Genomic DNA, 15,081 nt, shown 5'->3' with positions numbered 1-15,081 from the left:
TACAATCAAGCATGTATAATTGTGTCCTTTAAAATCGCACTGATTTCAGTTAGTGCGATTTTTTACCGGTTATTCTCCTGAAATATCTTTTGTTAAAACGAAAAGATATCAATAAAGCAGGGGGTGGAAAAATGGCTCAACGGATTCCTCAAGAAGTTATCGAAACGGTACGCAGTCAAACGAATATCGTTGAGGTGATTGGACAATATGTCCAATTGAAAAAGTCTGGTAAAAACTACTTAGGGCTGTGTCCTTTTCATGAAGAACGCACACCATCCTTCTCTGTTGCAGAAGACAAGCAGATCTTTCATTGCTTTGGTTGCGGCAAAGGCGGAAACGTGTTTACTTTTCTTCAAGAACTAGAAGGACTGAGTTTTCCAGAAGCAGTGATAAAAGTAGCAGATTTCGAACAGATTCCGTTGGAAGATCAATGGCGTCAGCGAACGGTAGCTGTACAAAATCCTGAATCTGCTACAGGAAAATTGATTGCTGCTCATGAAAAAGCAGCGGAAATCTATCATCACATGCTGTTGCATACAAAAGCGGGACAGCCAGCCTTAGAATATTTGCAAAGTCGTGGGTTGTCTTTAGAATTGATTGAAGAATTCAATATCGGGTTTGCGCCTAATGAACGCTCGTTTCTTCAGCAAGTCTTCAAGAATGAATCATTCTCAAATGAATTGTTAGAACGTTCTGGATTGTTTGTCACACATGATGATGGCCGTCTGTCGGACCGTTTTTACCAAAGGGTGATGTTTCCCCTTCGTAATCCTCAAGGCCAGACAATCGGGTTTTCAGGACGCTGGCTTGCACCTGAAAAAGGGCAGGAAAAAGATCAGCCCAAATATTTGAACAGTCCGGAAACAGAATTGTTTAATAAAAGACAAGTTTTATTTAATCTTGATAAAGCAAGAAGCGATATCCGAAAAAATGGAGAAATCTTGTTGTTCGAAGGTTTTATGGATGTGATTGCTGCATGGCAGGCTGGTATCAAAACTGGATTAGCTTCCATGGGAACAAGTCTGACAGCTCAACAGATCCAGCAAATGGAAAAACTGACGAAAGAACTGGTTTTTTGTTATGACGGAGATAACGCAGGTTTTGAAGCAACCAATCGAGGGATTGAATTGCTTCGGCAAAATAGTCGCTTAGGACTTTCGGTCGTAGTCGTTCCAGAAAAGCTTGATCCTGATGAATATCTCCGTAAGTATGGGGAAGCATCTTTTCAAGAATTAGTGGCTCATGGGCGTGAAACAGTTTTTACTTTTAAATCACGTTATTTGAAACAAGGGAAAAATTTAGAGAATGAAAAAGACAAAATCGAGTACCTTGAAGAATTATTAGTTGAACTTAGCCGAGTCGTTTCACCAATTGAACAAGATATGTATTTATCGCAGCTGTCCACAGAGTTTCAGGTCAGCAGAGAGACGATACAAAAACAATTGCGTGAGCTCCGAAGAACAAATCAGCAAAATCGTCAAGAACCTCAGGAAAACCAACATACGCAGACCAAGAGACAAGAAACTGCACGGAAGAAGAGACCGTTGACGCAGGTAGAAAAGGCAGAGCAGATTCTGTTGTACCGCGCATTTAAAGAAGTTTCTGTCCGCAATATTCTAAAAGAACGAGAATTTCAGTTTATCCACGACGCATATGCAGAAGTTTATTTTTTATTCGATGCATATGTCTCACAACATTATGAATTCAACCTTGCAGAGTTTTTAGACTTTTTGCAAGATGAAAATTTAAGGCGGTTGGTGGTGGAGATCGAATATCTACCGGTGGCAGAAGAAAGTTCGCCACGGGAAATCCAAGACTTGCTAGATGTGATCAGCAAATCTGGCTTAGCTGATGAAATAACATTAAAAAAACAAATGCAGCAAGAAGCCAGACGTACTGGGAACAAACAGCTTGAGCTTGAATTGACGATCGAAATCATCAATTTAACGAAACAGTTAAAACAAGCCAAATAGCTACTCAAGGGGGGCCTTCTTTTATGGCAAATGGAACAGATAAAAAAAAGTATGAAGCAGCAGTAGCAGCTTTCATCAAAGAAAACAAACCCAAACGACAAGTTGTATATGATGATTTATCCAATCAGCTTGCTACACCATTCACTTTGAATGCAGATGAAATGGACAAATTGATCCAAAAGATTGAAGACGCAGGTATCAGTGTGGTGGATGAAAATGGTGATCCATCAATTCACAGCTTGAAAAGTGCTGAGAAAAAAGCTGAACAGGCAAAAACAGAAGATCTCTCTGCGCCAACCGGTGTAAAAATCAATGACCCGGTTCGTATGTATCTGAAAGAAATTGGCCGTGTCTCCCTTTTAACTGCGGAAGAAGAAGTAGCGTTAGCATTGAAAATCGAAGAAGGCGACCAAGAAGCAAAACAGCGTTTAGCAGAAGCAAACCTTCGTTTAGTAGTAAGTATCGCTAAACGTTATGTAGGGCGAGGCATGCAGTTCCTTGACTTGATCCAAGAAGGAAATATGGGGCTGATGAAGGCAGTTGAAAAATTCGATTATCGCAAAGGATTCAAGTTTTCTACTTATGCTACATGGTGGATTCGTCAAGCAATTACTCGTGCAATCGCCGACCAAGCACGTACGATCCGTATTCCAGTTCACATGGTAGAAACAATCAATAAATTGATTCGTATCCAGCGTCAATTGTTGCAAGACCTTGGAAGAGAACCTACGCCGGAAGAAATCGGTGCAGAAATGGACCTTCCGACAGAAAAAGTCCGCGAAATCTTGAAAATCGCGCAGGAACCTGTTTCCCTTGAAACGCCAATCGGTGAAGAAGATGATTCTCATTTAGGTGATTTCATCGAAGACCAAGAAGCAACAAGTCCAGCAGAACACGCAGCATATGAACTACTAAAAGAACAATTGGAAGATGTACTAGATACATTGACAGATCGGGAAGAGAATGTCCTTCGCTTACGTTTTGGTCTAGACGATGGACGTACGAGAACACTGGAAGAAGTAGGAAAAGTATTTGGTGTTACTCGGGAACGTATTCGTCAGATCGAGGCTAAAGCATTGAGAAAATTACGCCATCCTTCTCGTTCGAAACAATTAAAAGACTTCTTAGAATAAGCACGAACTATTGACCAGAAGAGAAATCAGTCAAATGGTTTGGTTTATTTTAAAAGAAAAAAAGCTTGGGACTACGCGGTCTCAAGCTTTTTTTTCTATAGGAAGAAAATTTATTCATTATTTTTAAGTAAATCCTAAAAATAAGCTATTGGCGTGACGTATAGAATATGATAGATTAAATGGTAGCGTAAACCTAGTAAAGGAGCCGATCGCTAAGTGATGAAAAAATGTCCAAATTGCGGATCGAAAAAAATGGATGAGAACAATATCTGTCCAGACTGCGGTCATCAACTAACTGCAGAAGATCAGCAAACAAAAGAAACAATCGAAGAAATAAATGCAGATGAAACTATGCAGGATAAATCAACTGAAGACGCAGTCTTTCCTGATACAGAATTAAACGATCCAATCGAATGGTCGGAATTGAAAGATCTACCTCTCGAATCTGTGATGGAATTATTCGAAAAAACAGAATCAGAAGACGATGTATCATCTACTCACGATAAAGTAGCCAATAAAGAAAAAAGGGAACAGAAGAAAGCGACTGTTCGTGAGACTTTGGAAAAATCAGGAAAGAATCAAGAAGAAACCCTTGAATCAAAACAAAAAAGAAGAGTAGCTGAACTAAAAGAAATCGTCGATAATGAGGAAGAAAATTCGATACTATCCGCCTATATCAAAGCACATCGTGAAGATACAAAGGAAGAGCACGCGGAAGAGCTACTCAAAATGATCAGTGAAAAAATTGCACAGGAAAACAAAGTAGAACCAGAACATGAAGCTGAAAAAGACGCTGAAAAAGCCATTAGTAGAGTAAACGCTGCAGGTAAAGAATCATTAAAAATGAATGATCTAAAAACGGATGTCCCGGAAAAAACTGAAGTATTGTCTGAAAAACAATCAGAAGACGAGAAATCGAATGGGTTGCCGGAAGCAGAGAAAAGAGAAATGCTCGAAAAAGCAGACAAGAAATCAACAGAGTCAGATGGAATAAATAATGAAGCCGATGCTGAAAGTCAATCTGCAAGTGAAGATAACACTGTTCTTGAAGCTAAAATAGAAAAAGAAGAGAACCAGCCTGAGCTGATTGAAGCAGAAACAGAACCAATAACAATCGTGCCAAATACTGAAAAAACGCCTCAAGAATCAAACCTAGAAAAAAAAGATCTAGATAAGACACAAAAGAAAAAATCAAAAAAAGTGCCTTATCTCGCTTTAGCAGCAGTTCTTCTACTAGGTGGGGGAGGCTGGGCTTATTATGACCATCATCAAAAAGTAGAAGCCGAAGTAGCAGCAGAAGCAAAAAGACAGCAACAAATGGAAGACCTTCATGGGAAACTTGCTGCCTTTTATACAGATGATCACCATCAATTTATTCGTGCAGATATGATTCATCAAGATCTATCAAAACTAAAAAATGATTTATCAAGTCTTAAGAATGAAAAAGGATATTCAGCGTTAGAAACAACTTATCAAGATATCCAATCTAAGATCCAAGATATCCAGAAAGTGAATGAATGGTTCGTAGCACCTGTGATCGTCGATGATCATCTAGCAGATGACATCAAGTTGAAAGCAGATAAAGAGATACAAACGATCGAAACGGATAACACAGATTTTGGAAAATTGATTCAACAAGCACAAACAGAAGCTAAAAATCAATATGCTGAATTGCAAACAGCTAAAGAAAAAACAGCTATAGTCTTTAAAGACGGAAAAGTAGTGGGTTCAGCGACACGCGACCAATACAAGATGGCAAAAGAAGCAGTAGAAAAGGTGAAAAATACAGATCTATCTGCTCAGTTGAATGAACAATTGAAACAAGTAGACAAGATGCTCACTGATAAAGAGAAAAAAGAAGAAGAGGAAAAGAAAAAAGCAGAAGAAGCGAAAAAAGCAGCTGAAGAACAAGCAAAACAAGCCGCTCAAGCAGCAGCTGCAGCTCAAGCCGCTCAACAAGCTGCGGTCGCACAAGCAGCACAGCAAGAAGCGGTATCCTCGACTCCTTCCTCTTCAAACTCAGCGAATCAGCCAATCAAATCTGCCAGAGCAAGTGATATTGCCGATGCATCTAATCCAGCATGGACGTGGGCACCAGGTGTCCAAAGCAAAGTGATTGCTACATGTATCCAACGTGGATATATCGTTGAAGGAGGTTACAGATTAGAAAAAGCCAGAATCGAAAATGGGGAAGGCTATTACAATCTATATGCCACTTCAACAAAATCTGCATTGATGAAAGGCATTGGAGAAAGTGCTTTGCCATTTTATATCGTAACGATCAACTGTAAAACTGGGTGGTTCGGAGGAAATGGGAGCAATTAGTTTTAACTAAACGAAAGAGGTTGTGAGCCTGCCGTTTCACTCTGAGTCACAAGGAACAATTTCAAAAAACAGCTTCTCATGTTTGATGAATAGTGTGACTTGAAACCGAGGAGTTGGCAGGTAAACACCGTTTATTCAAAAAAGGGGAGTATGACACAACTGTTGTCATACTCCTTTTTTCACCTTTCCAAAGCAAGGCTCAGCTATTCAAGTAGATAACATTATGTTATGATAGCAAAGAAATGTATTAAGAAAACCTTTCACTATAGAGGGAGAAAAAAATGAACGATTTATTAGCAACTATATTTACAGGTATTATTATTGATGAAAATGAAAAAAATTACTTTGTCCAAAAAAATGGGCAAACCTTTGGCTTAAGCAAATCAGAAGGCGAGCACAAAATCGGTGAGGCAGTGGAAGGATTCGGCTACCAAAATCAAAAACATGAAAATCGGATCACTACACAAATTCCAAAAAGTCGCATCGGTCACTATGCATTTGGGATCGTTACTGCTACACGAAAAGATTTAGGCGCATTTGTCGATATCGGTCTTCCAGATAAAGACTTTGTCGTATCTCTTGATGAATTACCGACCATGACAGAGCTGTGGCCTAAAAAGGGAGATCGTTTGATGATTTCCCTTAGAGTTGATGCAAAGGATCGTGTTTGGGGTAGTTTAGCAGACGAAAAAATATTCAAATCTTTAAGCAAGTATGGAACAGAAGAAATGAAAAACAAAGATGTGATAGGAACAGCCTACCGTTTGAAATTAACAGGTACGTATGTTTTGACTGAAGATTTCTATCTTGGGTTTATCCATCCTTCTGAACGATATAACGAACCTCGACTAGGCGAGCAAGTAAAAGGGCGTGTGATCGGTGTCCGACCAGATGGTGTACTGAATCTTTCATTGAAACCAAGAGCGTATGAAGCAATATCAGATGATGCACAAATGATTTTAACCATTTTAGAACGTTCTGCAGATCAGCAAATCAACTTTACAGATAAATCAGATCCAGAAGACATCATGAAAGCTTTCGGCATCAGCAAAGGTGCTTTTAAGCGAGCATTAGGCAATCTTTTGAAACAAGGACTGATTAAACAAGAAAACGGTGTGACAAAATTAGTCAAAAAATCTAATTGAGAATCCCTTGCATGTTTTTCTTAACTAGCTTATAATAATTTTAATTAACACAGTGTTATTGTTTTTCTAAATTGTAATTATTATAAATTGTTGGGGTTGAGTAAATGGTCATGAATGCTATTTCGGCGATGAAAAAAACAAAACAGCAGCTACATGAATCGGGGTTCAAGCTGACACCGCAAAGAGAAGCTACCCTGCTTGTGCTTTTGGAGAATGAGAAAGAGCATTTGTCTGCAGAAGAGATCTTCTTTTTAGTGAAAAAAAAGAGTCCAGAAATTGGACTTGCTACTGTTTATCGAACCCTTGAAATCTTGACAGAATTAAAAATTGTCGATAAAGTAAGTTTTAATGATGGATTAGCCCGTTATGATTTGAGAAAAGAGGGCGCTAAACATTTCCATCATCATTTACTATGCTTAAACTGCGGCACGATCGAGGAAGTAGAAGAGGATCTTTTACTTGAAGTGGAGCAAGTAGTAGAAGAACGTTATCATTTTTTAGTAAAAGATCATCGGCTGACGTTCCATGGAATCTGTCAGGAATGTTATGAAAAAGAAAAAAGAAACCAGTCCGTCTGAGTGTCTAGACGGCTTTTTCTTTGCTCAGATTATGGAAAAAGACTATCAGAATGAAGCGGTATCTGATATGATAGAGAGGCATGAGGGGGATTATTATGAAAGAGCAAATCAACGATTATCTCCACTACTTGAATATTGAACGGGGATTATCCGCCAATACACGTCAAAGCTATGAACGTGATTTGGAACAATACTTGCATTTTCTAGAAGAGCAGAAAGTTGCTTCATGGCAAGATGTCGATCGCTTTTTAGTCATCCGTTTTCTGGAAAAAATGCATGAAGAAAAAAAAGCGACAGCAACCGTTACGCGGATGATCTCAAGCCTCAGAAGATTCCATCAGTTTTTACGACAAGAGCGTATCACGGATCATGATCCAATGCAGCATATCGATACGCCAAAGAAAGCGCAGAAATTACCAAGCACATTGACGCTGGCAGAAGTAGAAAAGCTGATTGAAGCACCTGATACGACAAAAACGTTAGGAATAAGAGATCGTGCAATCTTAGAAGTCATGTATGCTACTGGGATGCGCGTCAGTGAATTGATTGGATTGAAATTGGGAGATCTTCATCTTTCTCTTGGGCTGGTACAGACAGTCGGTAAAGGAGATAAAGAGCGGATTATTCCTTTAGGTGATTATGCGATCCAATGGCTGGAACGCTACTTAGACGAAGCACGTCCGTTACTTGTAAAGGACGCATCTGAAATGCATGTATTTGTCAATAATCATGGAAAAGGTCTTTCCCGGCAAGGAATCTGGAAAAATCTGAAACAGCTAGTAAGAGAGGCTGGGATTTACAAAGAAGTAACGCCGCATACGCTACGGCACAGCTTCGCCACCCATTTGCTAGAAAACGGAGCAGATTTGCGGACAGTACAGGAATTGTTAGGTCACGCGGATATCTCTACGACACAGATTTATACACATATCACGAAAAAAAGGATGACAGATGTTTATAAGCAGCATTTTCCAAGGGCTTAGTCATAGGAAGGTGAGAAGATGTTAACACATTACCGAAAAGAAAACCGTAAAATTGCTATGGGACTGTTGAGTTTCCATAAGAAGCTGACAGGTAAGTCTTCTTTGTTGAAGGAGATAGATACGTACGAATCTGAAGATGATTATGAACTTTTTTTCTTTACGCCGGAAGGTTCGACCAACATTCAAGGAATCATTGGTGTTTATTGGGCAACGAACGATCAGCTGATTATCCATGACATTTCTTTGAATCCATCTTATCGCGGTGAGAACATGGGCTTCCAAATGTTAGATGAATTACAAGAAAAGTATCCGGATGTCTCCATCCGTGCAACTGAAATCACAGAGCCTTATATTGGAAAGTGGCTAGCAAAGAAAAAGAAGAAAGAGTGAATGAGTTGACGGAGATCAATATTAAATTAGATGTATTCGAGGGACCTCTCGATCTGCTGCTTCATCTGATTCAGCAAATGGAAATCGATATATATGATATACCAATCGCTATGATCACAGAGCAATATATGAATTATATCCATACAATGAAGACACTAGAGCTAGCTGTTGCAGGAGAATACCTAGTGATGGCTGCTACATTGATGGCAATCAAAAGTAAGACGTTGCTCCCTATCCAAGAGTTTATTACAGATGATGAAGAACTATGGGAAGAAGATCCTCGAGAAGAATTGGTCACTCAGCTTTTAGAATACCGTAAGTATAAGTATGCGGCTGAAAAATTAACAGAAAAAGCAGAGGAACGAAGTCTTTATTACACAAAAGACCCTATGAACATCGATGGATTGGCGGATGTTGAAAAACCGTTGAAGCGAGGACAAGTCAAAAAAATCGATCTGATCCGTGCCATGCAGAAAATTTTGGAACGTAAGAAATTTTCTCAAAAAGTGGAAAAAACGATTACGCCGGATGATACAACGATCGAAGAACGAATGATCTTTATCGAAGAGCGTATAAAAAGAAATACGCATGGCTGTACCTTCGACTCTTTTTTTGAGTCGCCTTCCAAAAGTGAAGTTGTCACTACTTTTATGGCTTTGCTAGAGTTGATGAAAAAAGGACAGATTATTGCGCAACAAAAAGAAAACTATGAATCAATTATGCTTTATCCAGCAGTAGGAGATACCGAACATGACGAAATTAAGTGAACTTGAAGCCCTTCTTTTTATTGTTGGCGAGGAAGGAATCAGTAATGAAGAATTAAGCGGACTGTTGAATCTCAGTGAAGCAGAAGTCGCAAATTTAGTGAAAGAATTAAAAGACTCTTACGCTCAAAACCCGCACTCAGCTTTGCATATTTTTGAAACGGAAAGCCATTATGTATTAACGACTAAAAAAGAGCTAGCGCCATTGCTCAAGCGATATGCACAAGGAACATCGAACACGTTATCTCAAGCCGCTGTCGAGACTTTAGCAATCATTGCCTATAAACAACCGATCACACGAGCTGAGATCGAGCAGATTCGAGGCGTTCAGGTTTCAGGAGCGGTACAGCGTCTGGCTGCTCATAAACTGATTGAAGAAAAAGGCAGAGTAGAAGGACCAGGTCGCCCGATATTATATGGAACAACTGGTTACTTCTTGGATTATTTTGGGCTGAAATCATTAGAGGAACTGCCTGATACACAAGAAATGGAAATTTCACTTGAAGAAGATGTGTCACCAGATCTATTCTTTGATGGAATGAATAAAGGAGAACAATTGTAAATGGAGAGATTACAAAAAGTAATTGCCCACGCTGGCATCACTTCCCGTCGAAAAGCAGAAGAATTTATCCTTGCAGGACGTGTAAAAGTAAACGGACAAGTTGTAAGAGAATTAGGGATAAAAGTTGGAAAACAGGACACTGTGGAAGTGGATGAAGTGCCAATTTATCAAGAAGAATACGGTTATTATTTATTGTACAAACCTAAAGGAGTCATTTCTGCTGTAGCAGATGACAAAGGAAGAAAAGTCGTTACGGACCTTCTGCCGATGGTAAAAGAACGAATTTACCCCGTAGGTCGACTGGACTACGATACTTCGGGCATCTTACTGCTGACAAATGATGGAGATTTTGCCCAGCGCCTGACACATCCAAAACATGAAGTGGATAAAGTTTATGTCGCAAAAGTAAAAGGGATTGCGACAAAATCGATGCTTGCACCTTTGGCGAAAGGAATAAAGATCGAAGGACGAAAAACGTCTCCAGCTAAATTCCAAATTTTATCAGTGGATCCTAAGACAAATCACAGTATCGTGGAATTGACGATCCACGAAGGACGGAATCATCAAGTGAAAAATATGCTTCAAGCAGTTGGGCTTCCTGTGCAAAAGTTAAAACGTGAAAAATACGGTGATTTGACATTACAAGGTTTACGCCCTGGGGATTATCGTGAATTGAACAAAAAAGAAGTCAGCAGCTTATTGAATCATTCAAAATAAACACTTACTTTTTATAAGCGTTAAATGTTGCGTTTTTTGAAGAGATATGTATAATGAACATGTAAACAAAAATTATATAAGGTTCGTCTTCAGGGGCAGGGTGAAATTCCCGACCGGTGGTTATAGTCCACGACCTATTTTGCAAAAAATAGCTGAATCGGTGAAATTCCGATACCGACAGTACAGTCTGGATAAAGAAGATAGGGCTTATTTGACGCACACTTGATCAAATAACTCTAACTCTATTTTCCCTGGAAAATAGAGTTTTTTCATTTGGAGAGAAACGTCAAAAAGTTCGCTGAAGAGGAGTCCTAACAGGAGGATTTCAAATGAAGAACACCCGTGTACAGAAAATGGTTGCAGTAGCGATGTTTGCTGCGATCGCATTAGTTTTACAGTATTTTGCTTTTCCGATCATGCCGGCTTTTAGTTTTTTGAAGATTGATTTTAGTGATATCCCGGTATTGATCAGTATGTTCTTATTCGGTCCAGCGGCCGGAGTAGCAACAGCGTTCTTGCGTTCAGTATTACATCTGCTGACTACAGGTTTTTCTCCAGATAACCTAGTGGGAGACACAGCTAGTTTCTTATCAACAACGATCTTTACATTCCCGATTTATTACTTCTTTAGTGTAAAGAAACAGCATAAAGGAAGAAATAAATTTTTAGGTGTGATTACAGGAACGATTGCTCTGACTATTTTCATGAGTATCGCGAATTATTTCGTTATTACGCCTCTTTACTTAATGTTTTTAGGACTGAACGCGACACAGATGTTGGGGATGTCTTTAGCAAATTATGTATTGATTGGGATTGTTCCTTTCAACTTGATCAAAGGATTCATCGTGAGTGCTGTCTTTTTAGTGCTACATGCGCAACTTCTTCCATGGTTAAGTCGAAAACAACATCAGATGGAACAACGTCATACAGCAGTTAAATAAATGTCAAAAAGATCAAGAAATTTCTTGATCTTTTTTTTGGAAAAAAATACAATACATGCAATATTGTAAACGTTTTATTTGTTTGTTTTGAGTATTTTTTTTATTTATGCATAAAAATCAATTAGTTCTTTTAGAATGTGAAATCCTTCTCCTTTTAAAAGACGGAAATGTTTGTTTATATAAAAAAGGAAACGCTACAATGAAAATGAAGAAAGCTTTAAAAACCTAAGAAAAGGGGGAGAAAATAGGAAAAAACGAACTTTTTGAACAAAAGTTTTATAAAATGCGTGTTATTATTTTTGTTCTGATACTCTTTTTGATAAAATAACATTAGAGCCAAAAATGATGTCTCTAACGGAAAAGAAAGGAAGAAGAAGATGGAACAAACAAAGAAGAAAAAATTTCAAATGCCTTCAGCGTATACGGTCTTATTCATTATTATTGCAGTAATCGCTGTACTTACTTGGTTTATACCAGCTGGGCACTATAGTGTAGACGATGCAGGCAACATTGTCGCTGGATCATATGAACGAGTACAACAAAATCCTCAAGGGCTGTGGGATATTTTCATGGCACCAATCAATGGGATGCTAGGTGTACCAGCGGGGGAGCTAACTAAAGAAACACCTGCTGCAATCCCAATCTCTTTCTTCATTTTAGTTGTTGGTGGATTTTTAGGTATTATCAACAAAACAGGTGCACTAGATGCCGGAATCGCTTCAGTTGTGAAGAAATTCAAAGGAAAAGAAAAAATGCTTATTCCAGTATTGATGCTGTTATTTGCATTAGGCGGATCTACTTACGGAATGGCAGAAGAAACGATTCCGTTCTATGCTTTACTGATCCCAGTTATGATGGCAGTAGGCTTTGATACAGTGGTAGCAGTAGCCATCGTATTAGTAGGGTCTCAAGTAGGCTGTTTAGCTTCAACGGTCAATCCTTTCGCAACCGGCGTAGCTTCGCAAGCTGTTGGGATTTCGATGGGTGAAGGGATTGGTCTTCGATTCTTGATGTTCGTTATTTTGTTAGCTATTTCTATTGTATATGTGTATCGCTATGCATCAAAAATCGAAAAAGATCCAACAAAATCATTAGTATACAATCAACGTAAAGAAGATATGAAACATTTCGATATCGAAGCAATCGGTCGTCAAGAAGTAATCACGAAAAAACAAAAACATGTAAATGTATTGTTCTTCATTACTTTTGGTATCATGATCATCAGTTTGATTCCTTGGACAACCTTGAATGCGAATTTCACAATTTTTGAATCATTGACAAACTGGTTAACAAATCTTCCGGTGCTAGGAACTGTTTTAGGTAAAAGCATGCTTCCACTAGGTGACTGGTACTTCCCAGAAATTACTATGTTGTTCTTAGTCATGTCAATCGTCGTAGCAATCACGTATGGTATGAAAGAATCTGAATTCGTCTCTGAATTTTTAGCTGGTGCTTCTGACTTGATTGGTGTAGCTATCGTAGTAGCTGTTGCTCGTGGTATTCAAGTGGTTATGAACAACGGTTTGATTACAGATACTATCTTACACTGGGGCGAACAAGGATTAAGTTCATTATCTTCAAGCGTATTTATCATCATTACATTTATTTTCTATATTCCTATGTCATTCTTGATTCCTTCAACTTCTGGCTTAGCTGCTGCAACAATGGGAATCATGGGACCTATGGGTGAATTTGCCGGTGTAGGGAAGGATTTAGTTATCACTGCTTATCAATCTGCGTCTGGCTTAGTAAACTTGATTACGCCAACATCTGCTATCGTAATGGGTGCTGTAGCGATTGCTCGTTTCGATGTTTCAGTGTGGTGGAAATTTACTGGTAAATTAATTGCGATATTATTTGTAGCCATCTGTGTGATCCTAGGTGTAGCAGCAATGTTCTAAACCTAGACAAATACAGGTACAAGGTCTATCATAAGAGTGAAGAAACCGATATACGGCTATCAATAAGCACGTGGATAAGTCGATTGCTCCATTCAGTGAGTGTTTTTTCTTTCATCATTAAGAACATTCTGCTTGCTGATGGAGCAGGCTTAAAACGTCATTATTAGAGATGAAGAGGTTGTGTCGGAGGCATTTGACATAACCCTTTTTAACATATTAGGAGGTTAAAATCATGAAACAATTTGTGACAGAACAACATCATGAACAAGCATTAGAATCATTGAGCGAATTGATCCGAATCCCTTCCGTACTAGATGAAGCAGATTCAGGGCAAGGACACCCCTTCGGTAAAAAAGTGATTGAAGCTTTGGACAAAGTATTGGAAATCAGTGAAAAGCTAGGATTTAGAACATTTAAAGATCCAGAAGGCTATTACGGTTATTCAGAGATTGGCTCAGGAGATGAATTATTCGGTATCTTGTGTCATATGGACGTTGTTCCGGCAGGCGACGAAAACAATTGGGAAACGAAACCATTCGATCCAACCGTAAAAGAGGGCTGGTTAGTTGGTCGCGGCTCTCAAGATGACAAAGGTCCTTCCATTGCAGCAATGTACGCTGTAAAAGCTTTGATGGACGCTGGTGTGGAATTCAAAACACGTATTCGTTTTATCTTTGGTACAGATGAAGAAAATTTGTGGCGTTGTTTAGAAAAATATAACGAGAAAGAAGAAGGCATTACGCAAGGATTTGCGCCAGACGCTGAATTCCCTTTAATTTATGCGGAAAAAGGCTTACTACAAGCTTACTTGACAGGTCCTGGAACGAACGATTTTTCTGTAAAAGCTGGCGGAGCGCTGAATGTTGTTCCTGATGCAGCTCCTTATTCTGGTGAAAAGATTTCTGAAGTAAAAGAAGCATTGAAAAAACACGGATTCGATTTCGAAGAACAAGGCGAAGGAATCGTCGTTCTTGGTAAAAGTATCCACGCGAAAGATGCCGCACAAGGAGTGAATGCTATTTCTCGTCTGGCAATCGCTCTTTCAGAAGTATTCGATTTTGGCCCAATCAATTTCTTAGGAAAATTAGTTCAAGAAAATGCAACTGGTGAAGCAGTCGTGGGCAAGACAGAAGATGAACAATCTGGTGAGTTAACGATGAACTTTGCAAGTTTGGAAATCACACCAGAACAAACAAAAATCGGTGTAGATATGAGAATTCCTGTGACATTCAAAAAAGAGGATTTAGTAGCTAAATTAACTAAAACAGTAGAAAAATATGAGTTGTCTTATGAAGAGTTTGACTTCCTAGATTCATTATACGTGCCATTGGACAGTGAGTTAGTGAAAAACCTATTGGGGACATATCGCGAGATTACTGGAGACATGACTGAACCATTTGTATCAGGTGGCGCTACGTTTGCCCGTACGATGAACCAGTGTGTGGCATTCGGTGCGATGTTCCCTGATACTCCTGACTTCATGCATCAGGCAAATGAACGATGGGAATTAAGCAGTATGTATAAAGCAATGGAAATTTATGCAGAAGCAGTGTATCGTTTGTGCGCTAAATAAAAAATAATCATATAAAAAAGGCGGATGTTCGAATGGATATTCCGTCTTTTTTATTTAGTGCTGGAAAGTTTGCATTTTTCTCTTATTTTTTTTAAG

The 15,081-nt window shown here is 38.9% G+C and carries 13 protein-coding genes and 1 riboswitch; all 13 genes read left to right on the top strand.

Annotated features, from left to right (window positions below; all coding sequences use genetic code 11):
- Positions 1-131 precede the first annotated feature (131 nt).
- The 13 genes from dnaG (at position 132) to QK255_RS08115 (ending at position 14,985) form a co-directional block, all read left to right on the top strand.
- Complete coding sequence (dnaG, locus tag QK255_RS08175; protein WP_002290141.1) at positions 132-1,973, top strand: DNA primase; 1,842 nt, start codon at positions 132-134, stop codon at positions 1,971-1,973.
- A gap of 23 nt (positions 1,974-1,996) precedes the next feature.
- Positions 1,997-3,106 carry an RNA polymerase sigma factor RpoD gene (gene rpoD, locus QK255_RS08170; protein WP_002290142.1) on the top strand — a complete coding sequence of 370 codons (1,110 nt, stop codon included), beginning with the start codon at positions 1,997-1,999 and terminating at the stop codon, positions 3,104-3,106.
- Between the two features lie 219 nt (positions 3,107-3,325).
- Positions 3,326-5,431 (top strand): cell division site-positioning protein MapZ family protein, encoded by a 2,106-nt coding sequence (locus QK255_RS08165; RefSeq protein ID WP_283341620.1) that lies wholly within the window; start codon positions 3,326-3,328, stop codon positions 5,429-5,431.
- Positions 5,432-5,712: 281 nt separating this feature from the next.
- The gene (locus QK255_RS08160) at positions 5,713-6,576 is read left to right on the top strand and encodes a virulence factor B family protein (RefSeq protein ID WP_002290150.1); all 864 of its coding nucleotides are present in this window, start codon (positions 5,713-5,715) and stop codon (positions 6,574-6,576) included.
- Between the two features lie 104 nt (positions 6,577-6,680).
- Positions 6,681-7,154, top strand: a complete 474-nt coding sequence (fur, locus tag QK255_RS08155; protein ID WP_002290152.1) for a ferric iron uptake transcriptional regulator — start codon at positions 6,681-6,683, stop codon at positions 7,152-7,154.
- Between the two features lie 95 nt (positions 7,155-7,249).
- A complete protein-coding gene (xerD, locus tag QK255_RS08150) occupies positions 7,250-8,137 on the top strand; it encodes a site-specific tyrosine recombinase XerD (RefSeq protein WP_002290156.1) in 888 nt (295 codons plus the stop codon).
- Positions 8,138-8,155: 18 nt separating this feature from the next.
- Positions 8,156-8,527, top strand: coding sequence for a GNAT family N-acetyltransferase (locus QK255_RS08145; protein WP_002290158.1), 372 nt, complete (start codon positions 8,156-8,158; stop codon positions 8,525-8,527).
- Positions 8,524-9,294, top strand: coding sequence for a segregation/condensation protein A (locus tag QK255_RS08140; protein ID WP_002290162.1), 771 nt, complete (start codon positions 8,524-8,526; stop codon positions 9,292-9,294). Before QK255_RS08145 ends, QK255_RS08140 begins: the two co-directional genes overlap by 4 nt.
- Positions 9,278-9,853, top strand: a complete 576-nt coding sequence (gene scpB, locus QK255_RS08135; protein ID WP_002290163.1) for an SMC-Scp complex subunit ScpB — start codon at positions 9,278-9,280, stop codon at positions 9,851-9,853. The genes QK255_RS08140 and scpB overlap by 17 nt, the downstream gene beginning before the upstream one ends.
- Positions 9,854-10,570 carry a pseudouridine synthase gene (locus QK255_RS08130; RefSeq protein WP_002290165.1) on the top strand — a complete coding sequence of 239 codons (717 nt, stop codon included), beginning with the start codon at positions 9,854-9,856 and terminating at the stop codon, positions 10,568-10,570.
- Between the two features lie 81 nt (positions 10,571-10,651).
- Positions 10,652-10,776: riboswitch (FMN riboswitch) on the top strand.
- Positions 10,777-10,899: 123 nt separating this feature from the next.
- On the top strand, positions 10,900-11,511 hold the full coding sequence (locus QK255_RS08125; protein ID WP_002290166.1) for an ECF transporter S component: 612 nt from the start codon (positions 10,900-10,902) through the stop codon (positions 11,509-11,511).
- Positions 11,512-11,888: 377 nt separating this feature from the next.
- Positions 11,889-13,412, top strand: coding sequence for a YfcC family protein (locus QK255_RS08120; RefSeq protein WP_002290168.1), 1,524 nt, complete (start codon positions 11,889-11,891; stop codon positions 13,410-13,412).
- A gap of 232 nt (positions 13,413-13,644) precedes the next feature.
- A complete protein-coding gene (locus QK255_RS08115) occupies positions 13,645-14,985 on the top strand; it encodes a M20 family metallopeptidase (RefSeq protein WP_002329098.1) in 1,341 nt (446 codons plus the stop codon).
- The last annotated feature ends 96 nt before the right edge of the window (positions 14,986-15,081 follow it).

It is taken from the genome of Enterococcus sp. ZQ21 (assembly GCF_030053755.1).
Taxonomy (GTDB): Bacteria; Bacillota; Bacilli; order Lactobacillales; family Enterococcaceae; genus Enterococcus_B; species Enterococcus_B lactis.
Note: the sequence above shows the minus strand (reverse complement) of the source record. Positions and strands in the feature narration are given on the sequence as shown.

What these genes read in the sequence shown, in the direction of transcription:
- QK255_RS08130 (WP_002290165.1), top strand. Translation starts at nt 9,854, where the DNA reads ATGGAGAGATTACAAAAAGTAATTGCCCACGCTGGCATCACTTCCCGT.
- QK255_RS08165 (WP_283341620.1), top strand. Translation starts at nt 3,326, where the DNA reads ATGAAAAAATGTCCAAATTGCGGATCGAAAAAAATGGATGAGAACAAT.
- QK255_RS08115 (WP_002329098.1), top strand. Translation starts at nt 13,645, where the DNA reads ATGAAACAATTTGTGACAGAACAACATCATGAACAAGCATTAGAATCA.
- QK255_RS08120 (WP_002290168.1), top strand. Translation starts at nt 11,889, where the DNA reads ATGGAACAAACAAAGAAGAAAAAATTTCAAATGCCTTCAGCGTATACG.
- fur (WP_002290152.1), top strand. Translation starts at nt 6,681, where the DNA reads ATGGTCATGAATGCTATTTCGGCGATGAAAAAAACAAAACAGCAGCTA.
- scpB (WP_002290163.1), top strand. Translation starts at nt 9,278, where the DNA reads ATGACGAAATTAAGTGAACTTGAAGCCCTTCTTTTTATTGTTGGCGAG.
- QK255_RS08145 (WP_002290158.1), top strand. Translation starts at nt 8,156, where the DNA reads ATGTTAACACATTACCGAAAAGAAAACCGTAAAATTGCTATGGGACTG.
- rpoD (WP_002290142.1), top strand. Translation starts at nt 1,997, where the DNA reads ATGGCAAATGGAACAGATAAAAAAAAGTATGAAGCAGCAGTAGCAGCT.
- xerD (WP_002290156.1), top strand. Translation starts at nt 7,250, where the DNA reads ATGAAAGAGCAAATCAACGATTATCTCCACTACTTGAATATTGAACGG.
- QK255_RS08125 (WP_002290166.1), top strand. Translation starts at nt 10,900, where the DNA reads ATGAAGAACACCCGTGTACAGAAAATGGTTGCAGTAGCGATGTTTGCT.
- QK255_RS08160 (WP_002290150.1), top strand. Translation starts at nt 5,713, where the DNA reads ATGAACGATTTATTAGCAACTATATTTACAGGTATTATTATTGATGAA.
- dnaG (WP_002290141.1), top strand. Translation starts at nt 132, where the DNA reads ATGGCTCAACGGATTCCTCAAGAAGTTATCGAAACGGTACGCAGTCAA.